This is a genomic window from Streptomyces sp. NPDC006174, from assembly GCF_040614075.1.
GTDB lineage: Bacteria > Actinomycetota > Actinomycetes > Streptomycetales > Streptomycetaceae > Streptomyces.
Genome location: NZ_JBEXTJ010000009.1, coordinates 248921 through 267963, shown reverse-complemented (window position 1 = coordinate 267963; position 19043 = coordinate 248921). Strand labels below are relative to the sequence as shown.

Below are 19043 nucleotides of genomic sequence, written 5' to 3'. Positions count from 1 at the left end.
TTCCATGACACGCACACTCTCCTGGAAGCTCGTCATCGACAGCGCCGACCCGCACGCGCAGGCCGGATTCTGGGCCGAGGCCCTCGGCTATCTGATCGAGGACAACAGCGTCCTGGTCGAGCAGCTGCTCGCCGCCGGAGCCGTCCCCGAGCCCATCACCACCCACGCCCACGGCCGCCGCGCCTGGCGCGACCTCGCGGCGGTCCGGCATCCGGACGACCCGTACGACGAGAAGAGCGGTACGGGACTCGGGCGGCGGCTGTTGTTCCAGCGCGTCCCGGAACCGAAGACGGTGAAGAACCGCCTCCACATCGACGTCCACTCGGGCCCCGGTGAGCGCGACGCGCAGGCCGAGCGGTTGGTGGCGCTCGGCGCGCGCATCCTGCACGCGGTCGACGAGCCGGGCGGGAACTGGCTCGTACTCACGGATCCTGAGGGCAACGAGTTCTGCGTGAACTAATAGGTCACGCGTGACCCCTTTCAGGCAGTCGCTCACCCCTACAGACAATCGCTCACCCCGCCGACCGGAAGAGAGTCCCCGTGAAGATCCACCTGACCAGCGTCTTCGTCGACGACCAGGAGAAGGCTCTGCGCTTCTACACGGACGTCCTGGGCTTCGCGGAGAAGCACGACGTTCCGCTCGGCGGCCCGGACCGCTGGCTGACCGTCGTCTCGCCGGAGGACCCCACCGGCACCGAACTCCTCCTGGAGCCGGACCACCACCGCGCGGTCGGCCCCTACAAGACGGCTCTCTTCGCGGACGGCATCCCGGCCGCCGCCTTCGCCGTGGACGACGTACGGGCGGAGTTCGACCGGCTGCGAGGACTCGGCGTGCGGTTCACGCAGGAGCCGATGGAGATGGGCCCGGTCACCACGGCGATCCTGGACGACACGTGCGGCAACCTGATCCAGATCGCCCAGAACGGCTAGGCACACCCGGCGGAACCACCATCCCCACCCTCGTCCCCGTCCCCTTGCCCGCCCTCGTCACCGTCCCGCTCGCGGCTGATCTCCTCCTTCATCCGCTCCGCCACCAGGTCCGCGAGCGGGTCCGTGACGTCCCAGGAGTGCGGCGCCGGGTGCCGGTCGTAGAGGAGGCACGCCTCCTTCTCGCCGGTGGCCAAGGTGCGCATGACCGCGAGGCACGGCGGAAGTTCGGCGAACCGGAACTTCCGGCGTACGCCCTTGTCCGTGTCCTCGTCGGTCCAGAACATCCACAGGTCCCGCGCCGCCGACATCTCACCGGACCAGAGCTGCGCGACATGCTCGGTCTCGGCGTCGTGCTCGCCCAGTTCGCACAGGAGCATGTCGTCCAGAGCGGGTACGTCCGTGGACTGGCCAGGTTCGGCGTTCATGACGGTGAGCACGACGAGCGCGCCCATGTCGGGGACTGCGGCGATGGCGGTGCACTGCAACACGTCGATCGTTCCTCAGGAGTGGGAGAAAGGGTCGGGGACCTATCGGGTCAGCGGGCGGACGACGAGCCCGTACCAGGCCGGTGCGTCGCGGGCGACGAACTCGTACGGCAGCCCGTCCGCGAGCCGCAGCAGCGCGTAGTCGTGCTCGCGCACGTTGTCCGCCCAGGACCGGAGTTCGGCCGGTGCGTCGTACCGGTCGCCGGTGACCGGTCGCAGCGCGATGGCCGGAACCCACGGCGCGTACGGGTCCGGGTCCAGCGCGTCCGCGATGCGCCGGGCCTGCCGTCGCAGCCACCGGAGCGCGAGCCTCCGGGTCGGTGCGGTGATCCGGCCGAGCCGGACGGACCTCGCCGCATCGCCCGCGTGGCTCTCGGCGACGTACCATCGACCGTGCGTCTGCGCGGAGTTGCTCACAGCACTCACAGCACCTCGCCTCGGCTGCGAGCGTTGAGGCGGGCCGTACGGGCGCGGAGCTGCTCCATGAGAAGAGCGGGACGCAGGTAGCGGGGCTCGACCTCCCACTCGACGCCGCCGCCGACGGGCCGCAGCGACCAGTAGAAGCCGGCGACCCCTCGGAACTCGCCGACGCGGTCACCACGACTGGTGTCCACCAGGAGAGTTCCGGGATCAGGAACGCGCGGGCAGCGCTCAGGATTCGGGCATACGTTCTCGCCGTACACCTATAGCTCCTCTCTGTAGCCATACGACTACCGGGAAGGCTCAGCGTGGCCTACCGTCGAATTGTCTTCAACATGGCCGGTTCGGAGGGCACATTCGTGTACGTGAAAGAGCTGAATCCTGAGTCCAGCCCGCAGGCGGCGTACGGCGCGCGCCTGCGGAAGTTACGCGAGGCCCGAGGCTGGACGCAGGATCAATTGGGCGACATGGCCGGGTGCAGCGGCCGGCATATCTCGGCCATGGAAACTGGCCGTAAGTCCGCAACCCTGCCTTTCTCGCGAAGGGCCGATCAGATCTTCGGGCTGGTCGGCAGTCCTGAGGCCTTCGAGCGCGAGTGGCGGGAAATCAAGCAAGGCAGCCTGCTGGCGGGCTTCCCGGAATACCTGCGCCTTGAGCAACGAGCGGCGGAGATCCGGCTGTACGAGGTCGGTGTCATTCCGGGCCTGCTCCAGACGCCGGAGTACGCGACGGTCCTCGCGGAGAGCGCGGCCGGGCGCAGGGCCATCAGCGCCGAGCAGGCACAGGAGCGGGTCGCGGTCACCGCGCAGCGGCAGGCGGCGGTCTTCGGAGGCCGCGAGACGATGGTCTTCGCGATGGTGGACGAGAGCTGCCTGCTGCGGCCGGTCGGCGGACCCGAGGTGATGAAGGCGCAGTACGACCACCTCATCGACTTCGCCGAACTGCCGAACACCATGCTTCAGGTGGTCCCGTTCGAGCTAGGAGAGCGCCGTCCTTTCAACCTGCCGGTCTACATCCTGACCCTGGTGGACCGCTCGCTCATGTCGTACGCCGAATCCTCACAACAAGGCTATGTGGAGCGGGAAACGACCGCTGTGCAGCCTCTGCTCTCGGAGTACCATCGCCTGCAAGCGGTAGCTCCCTCGCAGGCGGCCTCCGTCGACATCGTCAAGCAGTTGCGAAAGGGCATCACGTGACAACCGAGACCCCCCGCTGGTTCACGTCTTCGTACAGCGACAACGGTGGCGCGTGCGTCGAGGTCGCCACCAACCTGGCCGCTCCGCACGGCATCGTGCCCGTCCGCGACTCCAAGAACGACACCACCGGCCCGGTCCTCACCGTCCCGGCCGCCGCGTTCACGACGTTCGTCACGGGCGTCCGCGCCGGCGAGTTCGACGCGATCTGAGCCGTCGCCCGTCGAGTCCGACCGAGTCCGGCCGAGTCGCATGGAGAAGCCCCACCGCGTGTGTGCGGTGGGGCTTCTTCGTTGCCCGACGGGTCGCGCGGAAGGTAGTCCGGACGGCAAGGTCGGCCTCGGTGACACGAGTCTTGAGTTTCCCGTTCCGGAAACTGGAACCTCTTGTCGGACCGGCCGCAGACCGGAAGGATCGGACGGGACATCGTTGGCGGCAGAGGGGAACGACCGTGAAGGTGACGGTGCTTGCTACAACATGCGAAAAGACGAACTGTCCGACGGTCTACAAAACGGACCGGGGTACGATCATCGTTCAGGGTGAGACTCCGACAGACCACGGACTCACGATTCCGGCTCACGAAACCCTCGTCGAAATTCCCATGGACCTGATCCGCGAAGCATTCGGAGGCCAGCTCGGTGCCTAAGACCTTGGGAGACCTGTTCGACGACTTCGAACGTGAAGCATTCCGGCTGGAAACCCTCGACGACTACGGCCGCTCGGGCAACGTGGACGCGTACCGACTTTTCCTTGACGGAAAGCCGAAGCCGGAGGGCTACAACACGGACTGGCTGGAGGGGGTAAACAAAAACGTTGAGGCCGGCCGGAGGATGTATCGCGTACACGTGGTCACGCGGCCGCTCACGCCGTATCTGCGATACGAACTGGGCTGGGGATACACCACGAACAGCGCGGCCGGTGAAGAGTTCTTCATCCTGGACGTGACCCAGCAAGCCAACCCGCTCGAAGGCGTCGGTGACTTCTGGCTGTTCGACTCGGTTACCGCGACGCCCATGCACTACACGCCCGACGGCGAGTTCACCGGGGCCGACGTGCTCCCGGATGACCGGGCCGACGAGTACGTCGGCTACAGGAACACGGCCTTGGCTCACGCCGTACCGTTCGCGGACTGGTGGGCCGAACACGGCGAATGAACCGTTCAGAGCTCGGCCTCGCGCTGCGGGCGCTGCGGAACGCTTCCGGAAAGGAAGCCAAAGCAGTTGCCCGCAGCGCTGTCATGTCGCCGAGCAAGCTGAGCAGGATCGAGACGGGAAAGCTCTCCCCTACGGCGGACGACGTCGACCGTATTCTGACCGCCGTAGGCGTCTCGGAGGACGTCAAGACGGAGTACATGGACGCCGCCCGCGCCGCGGCGACGGAGACCACGGCCTGGCGCCTGATCCAGCGGGCGGGGCTCCACAAGGCCCAGCAGCGGCTGCGGGACGTGGAAGCTCAGATGAGCCTGCTCCGGGTCTTCCAGCCGGCCCTGGTGCCCGGGTTGCTCCAGACCCCCGAATACGTGAGGGCGATCCTGTCTCGCTACGACGATCTGTCCGAGGAGACCGTACGCCGCACAGCCAGTGCCCGGATCGACCGGCAAGAGGTTCTGTACGACGCATCCAAGACGTTGCAGTTCGTCATCACCGAATCAGTGCTTCGCTGGCTGATCGTGCCGGCCAGAGTGATGGCCGGACAGCTGGACCGGCTGGTCTCAGCTTCTCGGCTGCCGAGCGTAGACATACGAGTCGTGCCCATCGCCGGGCGGAAGTGCGACATTCCAAACCACGCATTCGTGATCCAGGATGACCGTGTCGTGGCTGTCGAAACGGTTCACGCGGAAGTCGTCGTGACCGAGCCGAGAGATGTTTCCCTGTACGTTTCCAAGTTCGAGAGATTCAGCGAATCCGCTGTTTCCGGCGACGCCATGCGAGCCCTGATCGAAGGCATCCGTAACGAGCTTTTGCGCGAACAGGAAACCAGCTAGAAAGCCCTCCCTTTCCTGGTCACCATTGCTGCCGACACACGAGGAAATCAGCAGCCCGGAAAGGGAAATCCATGACCGACCTGTACGAACTCCCCATCGACGGAGCCGCGTTCTCGAAGGCCTGCGGCGGCAACACCCGTCCCGACGGCGAGGCGTGCCTGACGCTCGCACGCATCGGCCCGGACGCCTGGGCCGTCGGCGACAGCAAGCGGCCGGACGCGGAGCCGCTGCGGTTCACCACCGCGGAGCTGGACGCGGCCGGCATCGACCCCGCCCGCTTCGACCTCTCCGCCTGAACGGCAACGCGCCGGTGCACCACCACGGTTACGCCTGGCTCGGAGAGAAGCGGATGTTCGACAAGGAGAGCATCCGCCGTCCTCCGGGCCAGGCGCCGACGCCGACCTCCGACCCGGATGTGCACGACCGCTACCGCGAAGCGGTGACGGTGTTCCCGGCCTCCGACGTACCGCCGCTCCAGACCGCGCACTGGCTCATGAAACCGGCGTCGACGGTCCGAGGCACGTGGGACGAGCCGAAGGAGGCGGGTGCGTGGCTGGCGCGGCAACTCGCGGAGTTCGCGCCTCGGTTCGCCTCCGCGCAGGACCGGGAGGCGACGCGGCTGGTCCTTTTCGTCAACGCCGCCGTCGAACGGCTCGCGTGGGGCGGAGACGTGTCGCTCGGCCACTACCTGAAGGGCACGGTCTTCCACTCCGTCGCCGTGGTGACCTGCTCGCCGAACCGCAGCGCGCCCGAACTGCCGTGCCCCGCCCGGCGGACCGGCTCATGACGGGACCGGACCGGTCTCCGTGCCGATCAGTCCGGCCAGGCCCACTCGATCCCGTACACCCCCGGTACGCACCGCGTCGGCAGGAAGTGCGTGGTGTGGAACGCGTCCACCGGGATGGGCTGCCGCTGGGACGGATCGGCGCCGATCCGGGTGCGGTGATATCCCCAGCACCTGCTGGGGACCGCCCGGGGATGGAAGCGCACATGCAGCAGGTAAGCCCGCAGCGCCGTGGGCACACGGCGCTCGTGCTGCCAGGAAGCCTCTCCCTCGGACCGGAGCGTGTAGGCGACCACCGCCGTCTCCGTCCGCGCCAGCCGCCGGCCCAGCGGGATGTCGGCCGCCACGCAGCCCAGCTCCTCCTGGAACCGGATGCCCGGCGCCGGCCCCCCGGGGACCGACAGGACGGCCGTCCCGGGCTTCGGGGAGTCGAGGAAGTGCACGACGCCGAGGTGGTCGACGCCATCGCGGACCGCCTGCACCACGGTGGTGATCGAGGTCTCGCGGATGGTCCGGTGCTCGTCCAGGCAGACGGTCTCCTGGACGGTCAGTGCGCGCAGGCCGTCGTTGAAGTGGGCGAAGGCGTCGCCGAGGGCCTGTTCGACATCGGAGTCCTCGCCGAAGACTCCCCGCGCGGCTGCCGGGTCGGGCGGCCGGGTGCCGCCCCGTGGGCGGTGCGGGCCGAGCAGGGAGCGCAGGGCGCCCTTCGGCAGGCCGAGCAGCGGCTCCAAGGCGTCCACGGCCCGCAGCGACTGGGCCTTCTCGGGCTGGCTGCGTCCCCGCTGCCAGTGGCTGAGGGTGGCCAGGCTGACGGATATCTGCTGCGCCCGCAGGTGGTCGCGGATGCGTTCCAGCGATAGTCCGCGTCGGCGCAGGGCTTGGCGGAAGACGGTCGCGAAGGTCGCGTCGGCTCCGTCGCGGTCGGGGTTGTGCGGCATGGCGTCTCTCAGCGAGCTGCGGGCATCGGCGACTCCGGAGCGCCGGCCCGGGCACGCACCGGCGTACCGGAAACGCGCGCACACCGGCGTACCGGAACGCACGGCTCAACGGCGGTTTCCAGACCGGACAGGCGACCGGGGGCCGCCCACCCTAGCCGGGTGGACAGCCCCTGGTCAGCCCCTCTGCGCAGGTCAGTTGGTGTTGAGAGTCAGTCCGTAGTAGGAGAGCGCATCGTCGAGCGGCTGGAAGTAGGACGAGCCGCGGGAGTTGACGCCGCCGGTGCAACGCTGGTTGGTCGGACCGCCGGAGGTCATGCCCTGGGCCTGGTTGCCGGAGATGTAGGCGCCGCCGCTGTCACCGCCCTCGGTGCAGACGCTGGAGGTGGCGAGGCCCGTCACGACGGTGTCGGGGCCGCCGTTCTGGTCGGTGTAGGTGACGCTGACGTTGTACGAGCCGATCTTGCCGCAGGTCCAGCCGGTGGTGGCTCCGGACTTGCAGATCGAGGCGCCGGAGGCGGCCCGGCTGCTGCCCCGGACGGCGATCGGGCTGCTGTTGCCCCAGGTGCCGACACTGGTGGTGATCGAGTGGCCGGAGTTGACGGACGCGATGCCCATGTCCACGCTGCGGGCGCCGAGGGCGAAGCGGGTCTTGGTGCCCTTGGCGAAGGCCGCCCCGTCGTAGCGCAGCGTCGGGAGGTTCTCGACGCAGTGGCCGGCGGTCACCAGGTACTGGTTCCCGGAACGGTCGCGGGCGCCGTACCCGACGGAACACCAGCCGGTGGTGTTGTTGATCGTCATCTTGCTGCCCGGGTATATCGCGGCCTGGGCCGCGAGCTTCTCCTGGCCGCGCACGATCTTGACGGCGGAGCCGTGCTTCGCCGCCGCGGCGAGGAACGCCTTGGCGGGGGCGGAACGGTCGCTGTTCACCTTGACGACGACCTGGTCGGCGGCGAGGTCGACGGACCAGGCGGCCACACCTGCGGGCACCTGCTTCACCGCGAGGGCGTCCAGCTCGGCCTTGACCCGGTCGAGGACGTCCTCGCCACGGGCGGGAACCCGAGCCTCGACCCCGGCCCGCTCGAACCGGGCGGCTTCCGCGCGGTCGTCGGCGTTCACGGTGAGGCTGCCGGCGGCGTCGAAGAAGGCGCCGTCATCGGTCAGCCCGCTCTTGCGCAGTTCCACGAGCCGCTTCTGCTGGGCGTCCTGACGGTCCAGCCGGTCGGCCGCCGCCTTCTCGTCCACGCCGAGCGACGCGGCGAGCGCCCGGACCATCTCCGGCTGGTAGAGCGGGGCGGCCGACGAACCGGCGGCGGGCGTGGCGTCCTGGGTGGTGGCCTGGGCCGTCACCTGGGTCCCCAGGACCGCGGAGGCCGAGAGCACGGCCGCCAGGAGCGCGAATCTGCCGGAGCGCCGATTACTGCGGGAATTGCGGGAATTACGCACGCTGATTCCTTCCGAATGGCAGGCGAAAACCCGTGAGGGGGGTTGGTTCGGCGGACACGTCAGGCGTATCGCCGAGAATGAGTTCTCGCCCGGCGGCCGGGGCGAGGCCCGCCGCGACATGAACTTTGACCCAACGGCCCAGCGGCAACAAGGTGCTTGACGTGGCGAAGTTTTAACAGAATTCCCGCTGGACTGTTAAAGCGGCGGACCGTTTCCCGTCCCGTTGCCGCGCACATATCCGCGCGGTCGTGCCGCTGGCGGACAGGCGGCCGTCCCAGCCCTTCTAAGCTGTGGCCCATGCCCATGCCACCCGCCTATGCCCTTGTCGCCACCGACCTGGACGGCACGCTCCTGCGCCCGGACGACACCGTCAGCGCCCGTTCCCGCGCCGCGCTCGGCCTCGCCGTCTCCGCAGGCGCTCGGCACCTGATCGTCACCGGGCGGCCGGTTCCCGGGATACGGGCGCTGCTCGCGGACCTCGCGTACCGCGGGCTCGTGGTGTGCGGTCAAGGGACGCAGCTGTACGACGCCGACAGCGCGCGGCTGCTGCGCTCGGTGACCCTGGACCGGGAGGCGGCCGACACCGCGCTCGGTAAGATCGAGGCGGAGGTCGGTGCGGTGTTCGCGGCCGTGGACCAGGACGGCGTGGACGGCGTCACGCTGATCGAGAACGGCTACCGCATGCCGAACCCGGCGCTTCCCGCGCTCTGCGTGGACTCCCGGGACGCGCTGTGGCAGCGGCCGGTCATCAAAGTGCTGGTCCGCCACCCGGAGCTGGACGACGACGCGCTGGCCGCCGCCGCGCGCGGGGCCGTGGGTGATCTGGCGAGCGTGAGCATGGCGGGGCCGGGCACGGTCGAGCTGGCTCCGTACGGCGTGGACAAGGGCACCGGCATCGCGGCGGCGGCCGAGCTGCTGGCGGTCGGGCCGGAGCGGACGGTGGCGTTCGGTGACATGCCGAACGACCTGCCGATGTTCCTCCGCTCCGGCCACCGGGTGGCCATGGGCAACGCGCATCCGGAGCTGCGGGCGGCGGCGGACGAGGTGGCACCGACGAACGCGGAGGACGGGGTGGCGGTGGTGTTGGAGCGGTTGTTCGGGTGAGCGGGCGCTCCGGGCGGGAGGCGCGCGGGTGGCGACTGTCCTCGGTCCGGCCGCGTCGCCGTCCACACCTCGTCCGGCCGGTGTTCTCGCTCCGACCGAGCGCGCCGCCGTGGACCGGCCCGTCCGGCCGAGCTGCGAAGGCGACACCGTAAGAGTCGGTGAAGGCCGGTCAGTGCGTGCCGCCGCCGCTTCCCGGAAGGTCCTGTTCCGTCCAGAGCACCTTGCCGTCCGGGCCGTGGCGCGCGCCCCAGTGGGCGGCGAGGCGGGAGACGATGAACAGGCCGCGGCCGCCCTCGTCGACCGTGCGGGCGTGGCGCAGGTGCGGTGAGGCCGTCGAGCCGTCGTGGACCTCGCAGGTGAGCGTGGTGTCCAGCAGGAGGCGCAGGCGGAGCGGCGGCGTGCCGTAGCGGACGGCGTTGGTGACCAGTTCGCTGACGATCAGCTCGGTCGAGTCGACGGTGTCCTCGTCCAGGCCCCACCCCTGGAGCCGGTCGCGGACGAGCAGCCGGGCCGTGGCCGGGGTCGTGCGCTCCTGGGCCAGGTCCCAGGTGGCGACGCGGTGGTCGGAGACCGTACCGGTGCGGGCCAGGAGCAGCGCCGCGCCGGCGGAGCGGGTGTCGTCCGGGAGGTCGTACACGATGTCGTCGCCGATTTGCTGGAGGCTGCGGCCGGGACGGGCCAGGGTCCGGGTGATGCGTTCCTCGGCGCGGTCGTCGGCGAGCAGTTCGGCCGTGCAGAGCGCGAGGACGCTGCCTTCCTCCAAGGTGACGGTGGCGGGTGCGAAGAGGTCGCTGTCGGCGTCGAAGAGGCCGGGCCCCTCGGGCACGTCGAGGCGGACGACCCGGCCGTCGGGGCCGACGATCAGAGGCGCGGGATGCCCGGCCCGGGCGACCGTACAGGTCCGGGTGAACGGGTCGTAGACCCCGTACACGCATCCGGCCCGCAGCGGTTCGCCCTGGAGCGAGTCGCTCGGCGGCAGGGCCGCGCGTTCGTCGGCCAGGCGGTCGGCGGTCTCCTTGAGACGAGCCAGAACCTCCTCCGGCTCCAGGTCGAGACCGGCCAGCGCCTGGATGACCGTACGGAGCTGGCCCATCGCGATCGCCGTCTGCAGCCCCTCTCCGGCGACCCCGCCGACGACGAGTGCGGTACGGGCCCCGGAGAGCGCGATCGTGTCGAACCAGCAGCCGCTGTCCCGGCCGGGCAGCAGCACGTGCGCGGTCTCCACGGCGGCCTGGTGGCGCTCGGCCTGCGGGAGGAGGCGGCGCTGGACGGTGGAGGCGATGACGTGCTCGCGCTCGTACCGGCGCGCGTTGTCGATGGCGAGTGCGGCGCGGGTGGCGGCCGAGGCGGCGACGGAGACGTCCTCCTCGTCGAAGGGTTCGGAGGCCCCGCACCGGTACAGGCTGACCAGGCCGAGGACGGCTCCGCGCAGCGTGAGAGGCACGACGATCAGGGAGTGCGCGCCGGTCTCCACGAGGACGCGGGAGCCGTCGGGGTCGGCGTCCAGCCACGAGGTGTCGGCGGTGAGCGGTTCGCGGCGCGGGCGCAGGTCACCGACGGCGAGTGCGTACGGCGTACGGAGCGGGAGGCGGCGGATCCCGCCGGCCGGGCGGCCCGCCGCGTCGCCGCCGAGGGTCTCGCAGCGGCCGCTCGCCGCGCGGCGCAGCGGAGTGCCGGCCGGCAGCGGGCCCACCGGCGGGTCGGCGCCGCGCAGGACCTCGTCCACCACCTCGATGACGGCGAGATCGGCGAACCCGGTCACCAGCGCGTCGATGAACGACCGGCAGGTGGTGGCCACGTCCAGCGAACCGCCGACCGCGTCCCGCACGTCGGCCAAGGTGGCCTCCCGGGCCCGGGCCCGCTCCCGCTCGGTGACGTCGACGACGGCGCTGAGCAGACCGAGAGCGGGACCGCCCGCGCCGTCCGGGCCCTCCAGGCGGTAGGCGGAGACCAGGAACATCCGGTCACCGGGGATCCGGCGGAGCCGACCGCGTACGAGATGGTCGCGCACGGACCCCTCACCTGCGAGGACGCGTTTCAGCAGCTGCTCGGAGCCGGCGGGGTCGTCGAGCCGGAAGGCCTCGGTGAAGCGGAGGCCGATGTACTCCTCGGTGTCGACGCCTTCGACGAGCGAGTTGGTCCGGACGAGCCTGAGCTGCGGGTCGAGCACGAAGAGGCCGATGGCGGACTGGGTGAAGAGGGCCTTCAGCAGCGCATCGTCCAGGCCGCCCGGAGGAAACCCGGATCCGGCCGGGCTATCGGCGTACGACACGGCTCCACCCACCCTCAGGCTCCGGCACGCCGCTGCCCCGGAGCACCGGCACGTGCCGGACCAGCATCACCCGGCGTGGCGGGAGCGGCCACCGGGGGGTGGCGGGGGTGTGAGGGACTCCTGACGATCTCGGAGGCGGTCCCGGGCCCTGCGCGCGAACGACCCGCACTTCCGGGAGCGGTTCCGCGCCGAGGAGGCGTGCCCGGCCAAGGAGTCGGCGTCGCGGCCCGCACCGGCGGAGCTGGGGGACCTGTTCGCGCCGCACCCGCCCACCGCGGTGTATTCGCCCGCCTTCAGGAGTGGCTGGAGGATCTGCCGCCGATCCTGGAGTGCTTCACCTGGTCCGTTCAGTACCCCGGCGCCCTCAGCGCGCGTAGCACATGGGCCACGAGGGCGGCGATCGTCTCCTCGTCGTGGACCGGCTTGCGCAGGACGTGGCGGTAGTAGAGGGGGCCGTACAGCATCTCCACGGCCAGCGGCAGGTTCGCGCCGGGCGGGATCTGGCCCTGGTCCTGGGCGCTGCGCAGGCGGGCCACCGCCTGTTCGACGCGTGGGTCGACCAGCTGGTCCCTCAGTGCCTGTGCGAGGACGTCGTCGTGGTGGAGCTCGGAGAGGATGCCCGCGTAGGCCGGTCCGAAGGGCGGCACGGTGAGCAGCTTCACCGCGCCGGCCACATGAGTACGCAGGTCCGCGCCGATGTCACCCGTGTCCACGAACGGCGTGGCGTCCACCAGCGCGTCCGTGAACGCCTCCAGCAGCACCGCTCCTTTTGACGGCCACCAGCGGTAGATCGTCTTCTTGCTGACACCGGCGCGGGCCGCGATGGCCTCTATCGTCACGCGCCCGTACCCCTTCTCCGTACAGAGGTCGAGGGCGGCCTGCAGCGTCGCGCGGCGTGATCTCTCGCTGCGGCGCAGGCTACTGGGCGGTGTGATCATCCGGTGAGCATAGGACGGTTTGAGCCATTCCTTATTGACAGGTAGTCGTCATAGGCCGAACAATACCCAAGCGGAAACGGAACGTACCGTGTCGATTCGTTCCCACCTCCGCACCGTTCGTGCCGTTCGTGCCGCGACGAGCCGATCGGGGGACGGCTCGCCCGGCCGACGGCGCGGACGACCGCTCACCGATCCGATCCGGCCATGGTCCCGCCACCGGACGACCCGATGGTCTTGTGCCTCAGGCCGTGATGTCCTTCGTGGTGAAGCGCGCCCAGGCCGCCGAGCCGAACACCGCCGCGTACGCGCCCTGGAGCTGAAAGTTCTTCGCCAGCTCGTCCCAGTGGACCGGCTCGCGCAGGACGTCCGCGAAGGACATCCAGTGGTGCGGGAAGAGGTACGGATGGATGCCGCTCAGCTGCGGGATGCTGTCCAGGATCTGCACCGTGATCAGCAGCCCGATCGTCGCCGCCATCGCCGCGATCCCGCTGTCGGTCAGGGTCGACACGAAGAGCCCGAGCGCGGCGAACCCGACCAGGGACGCCGCGACGACCGCCGCCGTCAGCGCGGCCCGCACCAGGCCCTCGCCGAAGCCGATCCGCGTACCGGAGATCGTCGTGACCTCGCCCACCGGGAAGAGCAGCGCGCCGACCGCCAGCGCCGAGGCGGCCACCACGAACGTCGCGACCAGACAGAAGGCCAGGACCGACGCGTATTTGGCCAGAAGTAGTCGGGTCCGGCCCACCGGAGCGACCAGCAGATAGCGCAGCGTTCCGGCGCTCGCCTCGCCCGCGATCGCGTCGCCGGCGACCACGCCGACGGCCATCGGAAGGAAGACCGGCAGCGTGGCGGCGAGAGCGGCGAAGACCAGGAAGAGGCCGTTGTTGGTGACCTGCGTCAGGAACGCCGGCCCTCCGGCGCCGTCCGACCCGCCTCCTGCCCCTCCGCCTGGTCCACCGCCGCCCGTCTCGATGCGGACCGCGATCCCGATGAGTACGGGAACGGCGGCGAGCACCGCGAGGAGCGCGTAGGTGCGGTGGCGGCGGAGGGTGACGGTGATGATCTCGGAGCGGAGGATTCCGAGGGTGCGGAGAGGGTTACGGGGGCCTCTCGGTACGGCTTGTCCGTGCCCGTGTCCGTGCCTCTGTGCCGCCTTGGCCTCTGCCGTCTCAGCCTCTGCCGTCTCAGCCTCTGTCCTCTCAGCCCGCGACATCGAACCCCTCTCCTGTCAGTGCCACGAACGCGTCCTCCAGCGACCCGCCCTCGATCCCGAACGCCCGCACCCGCACCCCGTCGGCCACCAGCGCCGCGTTGAGGTCCGCGAGGTCCACGGCGGTGGTCGGAGCGTCGGCGGTGAGGCGGTCGCCGTCGACGGCCAGGCCGGTGAGGCCGTGTGCCTGGAGGACGCGGACGGCGTCGGCGGCGTCGGGCGTGGTGACGGCGAGGCGGCCGCGGGCGCTCGCGGCGAGGTTGGCGACCGAACCCTGCGCCAGCAACCGGCCCCGGGCCATCACCGCCGCGTGCGTACAGACCTGTTCGATCTCGTCCAGCAGGTGCGAGGAGAGGAACACCGTGGTCCCCTCGGCCGCCAGCTCCCGCACCAGCGAGCGGATCTCGCGCATCCCTTGCGGATCGAGGCCGTTGGTCGGCTCGTCCAGGACCAGCAGGCGGCGGGGCCGGAGCAGGGCCGCGGCGAGGCCGAGGCGCTGTTTCATGCCGAGGGAGTACGCCTTCGTCTTCTTGGCCAACGCGGCGGCGAGGCCGACCCGCTCCAAGGCATGGCCGACACGGGCCCGACGGGTGCGCGGGTCGGCGGTGGGGTCAGCGCGGTCGAACCGTACGAGGTTGTCCCGGCCGCTCAGATAGCCGTACAGCGCGGGCCCCTCGATCAGCGCGCCGACCTCCGGGAGGACCGTGCGGGCTGCCTGGGGCATCGGGCGGCCGAGGACCGTGGCCGTGCCGGAGGTGGGGTCGATGAGGCCCATGAGCATCCGGATGGTGGTGGTCTTGCCGGAGCCGTTGGGGCCGAGGAAGCCGAAGACGCTGCCGCCGGGGACGGTGAGGCCGAGGCCGTCGACGGCGAGTTGACCGCCTCGGTAGCGCTTGGTGAGGCCGTGGGTCTGGATGACGGCAGCGGTACCGCTCCGGTCCGCGTGCGTCGGGGCTGTCGCGGTGTCCGCGGCAGCCGCTGTCTTCGTCCCCGTCTCCGTCATGCCGGCCGCACCTCTCAGCACACGCAGGGGCCGGACCGCCCCGCCGCGCGGGTGCGCGACGGGGCGGGACGACCGGGTGATCCCGTAAGCCCTACTTGGCGCCGTCGGCCGCCCGTACCAGCGCGTCCTTCGTCACCGCTCCGACATATACCTTGCCGTCGTCCGTCAGCAGGGCGTTGACGAGGCGGGTCTTGAAGACCGTGCCCGAGCCGAACTTGCCGGTGACCTTGTCGCCGAGCGCGTCCAGGAAGCCCTGCGCCTCGGCCGGCACGTCGCCGGAGCCCTCCGTCGGCAGGCCCTTGCCGCCGGGGATCTCGATGGCGGCGATCGACGTCCAGCCCTTGCCGATGACGTTGACGTCCTCGGAGCTCTCCAGCCCCTCCAGGCCCGGGATCTGACCGGAGAACTGCTCCGGGAGCGCCTTCTGCGCCTGGCCGTGCTCGTCCTTGCCGGTCTCCAGCTCGTCGGCCTCCGTCATCTTGGCGCCCTTCGGCGGCGTGAAGTCGAACGAGGAGGCGGCGGGCTTGGCGAAGTCCACCTTGGTGAAGCCGGCGTCGACCACGGCCTTGCCGCCGTCCGCCGCGGCCAGCGTGAACTTCAGCGGTACGCCGTTCTCCGCGTCCACCGCGATCCGGATCGAACCGACCGTCGAGCCTTCCTGCTTCGGCTTGATGACCAGCTGGTACGCGTCGCGGCCCGCCACCTGCGCGGTGCCGTCCACGGTGACCGACGTGGTGTCGCCGGCCGCCGCGAGCGCCTGCTCGGCGAAGTCCTTCGGCATGGCCGGCACGCCCTTGGGCGCCTTCGGAGCCTCCTTCTCGGCACCCGCGCCTTCCGGCGCCTCGGCGTGGTAGACCTCGTCGGACTTCGAGTCGTACGCCCAGACCTCGCCCTGGTTGTGGATGACGTTGTACTCGGAGGCCTTGCCGAGGATGGAGAGCCGCTGCTTCTCCGGGCCGTCGACGGCCACCCGCAGCGTGTGCGTGCCGGACGTCAGCTCCATGAGCTTGTCCTGCGGCGCGGCGGCGCCGCCATCCTTGCCCTCGCCGTCGGCGCCCGGCAGGAACGATCCCGCGAGGCCGTCGAGAGGCAGGCCGAGGTCCGTGCTGATCTTGAAGGTTCCGGAGAGCTGCTCCTCGTCGGAAGCGGCGATCTTCTCGATGAGTTCCTGCGCGCTGATCTTCGGCAGGTCCGGGTCGCCGGCGTCGGCGAGTGCCGGGACGAGCCCGATGGTCGCGGCCGCCACCCCCGCGACCGCGACGGGGACGATGTAGCGCGCCGCCTTCCGGCGGCCCACGACAGTGCCCGTGGCCTCGCCGATGGTCTCTGCGCTGTCGTTCGGTGCCATGTGTGCCCTACCTCCGTGGTCGGCGGCTTCCGTCCGGTTGCTCGTCCACTCCCTGCCGCCATTCTCACCCGATGTGGTCAGGAGTGGTTGGTATCCATCTGACCAAATCGGGCGGCCTGAAGCGTCAACCCCGGGGATCAACCTGACTACTGCTGCGGTATGACAACCGGACGGGCCACATCAGCCATCCCGTAGGGGTAGGGCCGTGCGGAGTGCCGGCACGGGCTCCTGTCAGGTGACGCGGCATCAACCGGGGGACGCGGCAAGCGACCAGGAAGCGCAGCGCCGCGCGCTCTCAGCCAGCGCGGTGCACCACCGCGTCGCACAGCTCCTCCAGCGCCGACTTCGCGTACCCCTCCGGCAGCGGCGCGAGCGTGGCGCGCGCCTCCTGGGCGTAGCGGACGGTGTCCTGGCGGGCCTGCTCCAGCGCCGGGTGGGCGCGGAGCCGGCGCAGCGCCTCGGCGAGGGTGTCGTCGTCGCCGAGGTCGCCGTCGAGGAGCTCGACGAGCTCCAGGTCGTCGGGCTTGCCGTCCTCCGCGGCCTGGGCGCGCAGGCGCAGGACCGGGAGGGTCGGGATGCCTTCGCGCAGGTCGGTGCCGGGCGTCTTGCCGGACTCGTGGGTGTCGGAGGCGATGTCGAGGACGTCGTCGGCGAGCTGGAAGGCGATGCCGAGCCGCTCCCCGTACTGCGTGAGGATGTCCACGGTCCGGTCGTCGGCGCCGGCCATCAGCGCGCCGAACCGGCCGGAGACGGCGACCAGCGAGCCGGTCTTGCCGCTGAGCACGTCGAGGTAGTGGTCGACCGGGTCGCGGCCGTCGCGCGGGCCGGCGGTCTCCAGGATCTGGCCGGTGACCAGCCGTTCGAACGCCTCGGCCTGGATGCGTACGGCGTCGGGGCCGAGGTCGGCCAGGATGTGCGAGGCGCGCGCGAACAGGAAGTCGCCGGTGAGGACGGCCACCGAGTTGCCCCAGCGCGTGTTGGCGCTCTCCACTCCGCGGCGTACGTCGGCCTCGTCCATCACGTCGTCGTGGTACAGCGTGGCCAGGTGGGTCAGCTCGACGACGACGGCCGACGGGACGACACCCGGCGCGTCCGGATCGCCGAACTGTGACGCGAGCATGACCAGCAACGGGCGGAACCGCTTGCCTCCGGCCCGCACCAGGTGCTGGGCGGCCTCCGTGATGAAGGGCACATCGCTCTTGGTGGCTTCGAGCAGCCCTGCTTCGACAGCGGCCAGGCCCGTCTGGACGTCGGCCTCAAGAGCCTGGTCCCGCACGTGCAGTCCGAACGGCCCGACGACGGTCACGAGGGCATCTCCTGTCTGCTGACGATCACACTCATTGTCGATGTGTCGCTGTCTCTCGAATCAACTCAGCGTATCCGGTCTCCTATGGATCACCGTGGGCGGCTTCCCACCACCGCCGGTATGTTCGTGATCAGCTCATACGATCAGGAGTATCCACTTTGTCCCACGCGACCGCCGACACCGAGCCGGGCCGGCCCCCGCCCGAGGACGACCGCGCCTTCTTCGGCCAGCCCCGGGGTCTGATGACCCTGTCCGGCCTGGAGGTCTGGGAGCGGTTCTCGTTCCTCGGCATGCAGGCGATCCTGGTGCTGTTCTTCGCCGACGCCGTGACCAACGGCGGCATGGGCATGAACCCCGGAACCGCTGCCTCCGTATCGGCCGCGTACGGGACCCTCGTCTACCTGGTCTCCGTGGCCGGCGGCTGGCTGGCCGACCGGATCCTCGGCTCGTACCGGGCCGTGCTCTACGGCGGCATCCTCATCGCCTGCGGCCACTACTCCATGGCCGTGCCGACCGACGCGATGACCTGGGTCGGGCTCGGGCTGATCAGCGCCGGAACGGGCCTGCTCAAGCCCAATGTGGCCTCCATGGTCGGCAAGCTCTACCGCACCGACGACGAGCGGCGCGACGCCGGCTTCGCGCTCTACTACATGGGCATCAACATCGGCGCCTTCGCCGGACCGCTGGTCACCGGCTGGCTCGGCGACCACTGGAGCTGGCACTGGGGCTTCTCGGCCGCCGCGATCGGGATGACCTTCGGCCTGATCCAGTACGTGGCGGGCCGCCGTCACCTGGTCGGACGCAAGGAAGGCGCCGAATTCCCGCTCGCTCCGGCCGCCATGCGCCGCGCGGTACGGCTGATCATCGGCGGAGCCGTCCTGGTCGCCGTCGTCGTCACCGCGCTGGCGCTGGCGGGATGGCTCACCATCGACCGGTTCGTGGACGTGCTCACGGTGGTCTCGGTCATCGCGCCGATCGCGTACTTCGTGGTCATGTTCAAAAGCCCGCGTGTCACCGCCGAGGAGCGCGGCAGGCTCCGCCCGTACATCGTGCTCTTCCTGGGATCGGTCGTCTTCAACTTCATCCTGTTCCAGGCGTACTCCACGATGATCCTGCTGGCGTCCACCAACGCCCGCACCGAGGTCTTCGGCTTCACCTTCCCGGCCAGCTGGTACGCCTCCGCGCTCGGCGCCTTCGAGGTGGCGCTCGCGCCCGTGGTGGCCGCCACCTGGGTCCGGATGGGCCGCCGCCAGCCGCACGCCTCCAACAAGATCGCCTTCGGCGTGATCCTCGGCGGCCTGTCGTTCCTGCTGATGGTCCTGCCGACCTCGGGACACGCCGACGACACGTACAAGATGGCCGCCTGGTGGATCGTCGGCTCCTATCTGCTGCTCGGCCTCGGTGACGTGCTGCTGGAGACCTCCGGCCTCTCGGCCAGCAGCAAGCTCGCACCGAAGGCGTTCGCCAGCCAGACGATGGCCCTGTGGTTCCTGTCGCTGGCCGTCGCCAACGGCATCCAGGCGCAGGTCGTGAAGTTGTACGGCGAGGTCTCCACACCGGCCTACTTCGGCGTCAACGGTGCGATCGCCGTCGCCGCCGGCCTCGCGATGATCGCCGCCGCGCCCTGGCTGAAGCGCACGATGCACCCCGTCCACTGAGCCGTACGCCCCCGAGCACCCCGTCCC

22 protein-coding genes are annotated in these 19043 nt (G+C 70.4%); 11 read left to right on the top strand and 11 right to left on the bottom strand.

Annotated features, from left to right (window positions below):
* Nucleotides 1-4: 4 nt before the first annotated feature.
* Entirely contained in the window at nucleotides 5-460 is a 456-nt protein-coding gene (locus tag ABZ267_RS22275) for a VOC family protein (protein WP_356747713.1), read from the top strand.
* Nucleotides 461-540: 80 nt separating this feature from the next.
* Nucleotides 541-930 (top strand): VOC family protein, encoded by a 390-nt coding sequence (locus ABZ267_RS22270; protein ID WP_356747711.1) that lies wholly within the window; start codon nucleotides 541-543, stop codon nucleotides 928-930.
* Here the strand turns inward: ABZ267_RS22270 and ABZ267_RS22265 are convergent.
* The 3 genes from ABZ267_RS22265 to ABZ267_RS22255 are packed head-to-tail and all read right to left on the bottom strand — an operon-like array spanning nucleotide 927 to nucleotide 2098.
* Nucleotides 927-1418, bottom strand: a complete 492-nt coding sequence (locus ABZ267_RS22265) for a hypothetical protein (protein ID WP_356747709.1) — start codon at nucleotides 1416-1418, stop codon at nucleotides 927-929. The genes ABZ267_RS22270 and ABZ267_RS22265 overlap by 4 nt on opposite strands.
* Nucleotides 1419-1457: 39 nt before the next feature.
* Nucleotides 1458-1841, bottom strand: a complete 384-nt coding sequence (locus ABZ267_RS22260) for a hypothetical protein (protein WP_356747707.1) — start codon at nucleotides 1839-1841, stop codon at nucleotides 1458-1460.
* Nucleotides 1838-2098: a hypothetical protein gene (locus ABZ267_RS22255; RefSeq protein WP_356747705.1), complete on the bottom strand. Its 261-nt coding sequence runs from the start codon at nucleotides 2096-2098 to the stop codon at nucleotides 1838-1840. The genes ABZ267_RS22260 and ABZ267_RS22255 overlap by 4 nt, the downstream gene beginning before the upstream one ends.
* A gap of 72 nt (nucleotides 2099-2170) precedes the next feature.
* Here ABZ267_RS22255 and ABZ267_RS22250 point away from each other — a divergent pair, with 72 nt between their 5' ends.
* The 7 genes from ABZ267_RS22250 to ABZ267_RS22220 all read left to right on the top strand — a co-directional run bounded on the left by ABZ267_RS22250 (nucleotide 2171) and on the right by ABZ267_RS22220 (nucleotide 5799).
* Nucleotides 2171-3031: a helix-turn-helix transcriptional regulator gene (locus tag ABZ267_RS22250; protein WP_356747877.1), complete on the top strand. Its 861-nt coding sequence runs from the start codon at nucleotides 2171-2173 to the stop codon at nucleotides 3029-3031.
* Nucleotides 3028-3240 (top strand): DUF397 domain-containing protein, encoded by a 213-nt coding sequence (locus ABZ267_RS22245; protein ID WP_356747703.1) that lies wholly within the window; start codon nucleotides 3028-3030, stop codon nucleotides 3238-3240. The genes ABZ267_RS22250 and ABZ267_RS22245 overlap by 4 nt, the downstream gene beginning before the upstream one ends.
* A gap of 239 nt (nucleotides 3241-3479) precedes the next feature.
* Complete coding sequence (locus tag ABZ267_RS22240; RefSeq protein WP_356747701.1) at nucleotides 3480-3674, top strand: hypothetical protein; 195 nt, start codon at nucleotides 3480-3482, stop codon at nucleotides 3672-3674.
* A complete protein-coding gene (locus ABZ267_RS22235) occupies nucleotides 3667-4182 on the top strand; it encodes a DUF6879 family protein (RefSeq protein ID WP_356747699.1) in 516 nt (171 codons plus the stop codon). The genes ABZ267_RS22240 and ABZ267_RS22235 overlap by 8 nt, the downstream gene beginning before the upstream one ends.
* Entirely contained in the window at nucleotides 4179-5012 is an 834-nt protein-coding gene (locus tag ABZ267_RS22230) for a helix-turn-helix transcriptional regulator (protein ID WP_356747697.1), read from the top strand. The genes ABZ267_RS22235 and ABZ267_RS22230 overlap by 4 nt, the downstream gene beginning before the upstream one ends.
* A gap of 71 nt (nucleotides 5013-5083) precedes the next feature.
* Nucleotides 5084-5308, top strand: a complete 225-nt coding sequence (locus ABZ267_RS22225) for a DUF397 domain-containing protein (protein ID WP_356747695.1) — start codon at nucleotides 5084-5086, stop codon at nucleotides 5306-5308.
* Nucleotides 5309-5322: 14 nt separating this feature from the next.
* Nucleotides 5323-5799 carry a hypothetical protein gene (locus ABZ267_RS22220; RefSeq protein ID WP_356747693.1) on the top strand — a complete coding sequence of 159 codons (477 nt, stop codon included), beginning with the start codon at nucleotides 5323-5325 and terminating at the stop codon, nucleotides 5797-5799.
* 26 nt (nucleotides 5800-5825) lie between these two features.
* Here ABZ267_RS22220 and ABZ267_RS22215 read toward each other — a convergent pair whose 3' ends face one another.
* Together ABZ267_RS22215 and ABZ267_RS22210 are read right to left on the bottom strand one after the other, a co-directional pair.
* Nucleotides 5826-6734, bottom strand: a complete 909-nt coding sequence (locus ABZ267_RS22215) for a helix-turn-helix transcriptional regulator (RefSeq protein WP_356747691.1) — start codon at nucleotides 6732-6734, stop codon at nucleotides 5826-5828.
* Between the two features lie 192 nt (nucleotides 6735-6926).
* Nucleotides 6927-8177: an alpha-lytic protease prodomain-containing protein gene (locus tag ABZ267_RS22210; RefSeq protein WP_356747689.1), complete on the bottom strand. Its 1251-nt coding sequence runs from the start codon at nucleotides 8175-8177 to the stop codon at nucleotides 6927-6929.
* 297 nt (nucleotides 8178-8474) lie between these two features.
* On the opposite strand from ABZ267_RS22210, the gene ABZ267_RS22205 reads away from it, so the two are divergent.
* Nucleotides 8475-9281 carry an HAD family hydrolase gene (locus ABZ267_RS22205; RefSeq protein ID WP_356747687.1) on the top strand — a complete coding sequence of 269 codons (807 nt, stop codon included), beginning with the start codon at nucleotides 8475-8477 and terminating at the stop codon, nucleotides 9279-9281.
* A gap of 169 nt (nucleotides 9282-9450) precedes the next feature.
* Here ABZ267_RS22205 and ABZ267_RS22200 read toward each other — a convergent pair whose 3' ends face one another.
* From ABZ267_RS22200 to ABZ267_RS22175, 6 genes are all read right to left on the bottom strand, one after another.
* Complete coding sequence (locus ABZ267_RS22200) at nucleotides 9451-11553, bottom strand: SpoIIE family protein phosphatase (protein ID WP_356747686.1); 2103 nt, start codon at nucleotides 11551-11553, stop codon at nucleotides 9451-9453.
* A gap of 347 nt (nucleotides 11554-11900) precedes the next feature.
* The gene (locus ABZ267_RS22195) at nucleotides 11901-12491 is read right to left on the bottom strand and encodes a TetR/AcrR family transcriptional regulator (RefSeq protein WP_356747684.1); all 591 of its coding nucleotides are present in this window, start codon (nucleotides 12489-12491) and stop codon (nucleotides 11901-11903) included.
* A gap of 241 nt (nucleotides 12492-12732) precedes the next feature.
* On the bottom strand, nucleotides 12733-13704 hold the full coding sequence (locus tag ABZ267_RS22190; RefSeq protein WP_356747682.1) for an ABC transporter permease: 972 nt from the start codon (nucleotides 13702-13704) through the stop codon (nucleotides 12733-12735).
* On the bottom strand, nucleotides 13691-14704 hold the full coding sequence (locus ABZ267_RS22185; RefSeq protein ID WP_356747680.1) for an ABC transporter ATP-binding protein: 1014 nt from the start codon (nucleotides 14702-14704) through the stop codon (nucleotides 13691-13693). Before ABZ267_RS22185 ends, ABZ267_RS22190 begins: the two co-directional genes overlap by 14 nt.
* Before the next feature lie 91 nt (nucleotides 14705-14795).
* On the bottom strand, nucleotides 14796-16052 hold the full coding sequence (locus ABZ267_RS22180) for a DUF2092 domain-containing protein (protein ID WP_356747678.1): 1257 nt from the start codon (nucleotides 16050-16052) through the stop codon (nucleotides 14796-14798).
* A 295-nt stretch (nucleotides 16053-16347) separates the two neighbouring features.
* The gene (locus ABZ267_RS22175) at nucleotides 16348-17358 is read right to left on the bottom strand and encodes a polyprenyl synthetase family protein (protein WP_356747676.1); all 1011 of its coding nucleotides are present in this window, start codon (nucleotides 17356-17358) and stop codon (nucleotides 16348-16350) included.
* 158 nt (nucleotides 17359-17516) lie between these two features.
* Between ABZ267_RS22175 and ABZ267_RS22170 the strand changes: the two genes are divergently transcribed.
* Complete coding sequence (locus ABZ267_RS22170) at nucleotides 17517-19016, top strand: peptide MFS transporter (protein WP_356747674.1); 1500 nt, start codon at nucleotides 17517-17519, stop codon at nucleotides 19014-19016.
* Nucleotides 19017-19043 lie beyond the last annotated feature (27 nt).

Coding starts and splice junctions, on each gene's coding strand:
- ABZ267_RS22275 (WP_356747713.1), top strand. CDS start 5: ATGACACGCACACTCTCCTGGAAGCTCGTCATCGACAGCGCCGACCCG.
- ABZ267_RS22250 (WP_356747877.1), top strand. CDS start 2,171: ATGGCCGGTTCGGAGGGCACATTCGTGTACGTGAAAGAGCTGAATCCT.
- ABZ267_RS22230 (WP_356747697.1), top strand. CDS start 4,179: ATGAACCGTTCAGAGCTCGGCCTCGCGCTGCGGGCGCTGCGGAACGCT.
- ABZ267_RS22225 (WP_356747695.1), top strand. CDS start 5,084: ATGACCGACCTGTACGAACTCCCCATCGACGGAGCCGCGTTCTCGAAG.
- ABZ267_RS22215 (WP_356747691.1), bottom strand. CDS start 6,734: ATGCCGCACAACCCCGACCGCGACGGAGCCGACGCGACCTTCGCGACC.
- ABZ267_RS22205 (WP_356747687.1), top strand. CDS start 8,475: ATGCCCATGCCACCCGCCTATGCCCTTGTCGCCACCGACCTGGACGGC.
- ABZ267_RS22195 (WP_356747684.1), bottom strand. CDS start 12,491: ATGATCACACCGCCCAGTAGCCTGCGCCGCAGCGAGAGATCACGCCGC.
- ABZ267_RS22190 (WP_356747682.1), bottom strand. CDS start 13,704: ATGTCGCGGGCTGAGAGGACAGAGGCTGAGACGGCAGAGGCTGAGACG.
- ABZ267_RS22185 (WP_356747680.1), bottom strand. CDS start 14,704: ATGACGGAGACGGGGACGAAGACAGCGGCTGCCGCGGACACCGCGACA.
- ABZ267_RS22180 (WP_356747678.1), bottom strand. CDS start 16,052: ATGGCACCGAACGACAGCGCAGAGACCATCGGCGAGGCCACGGGCACT.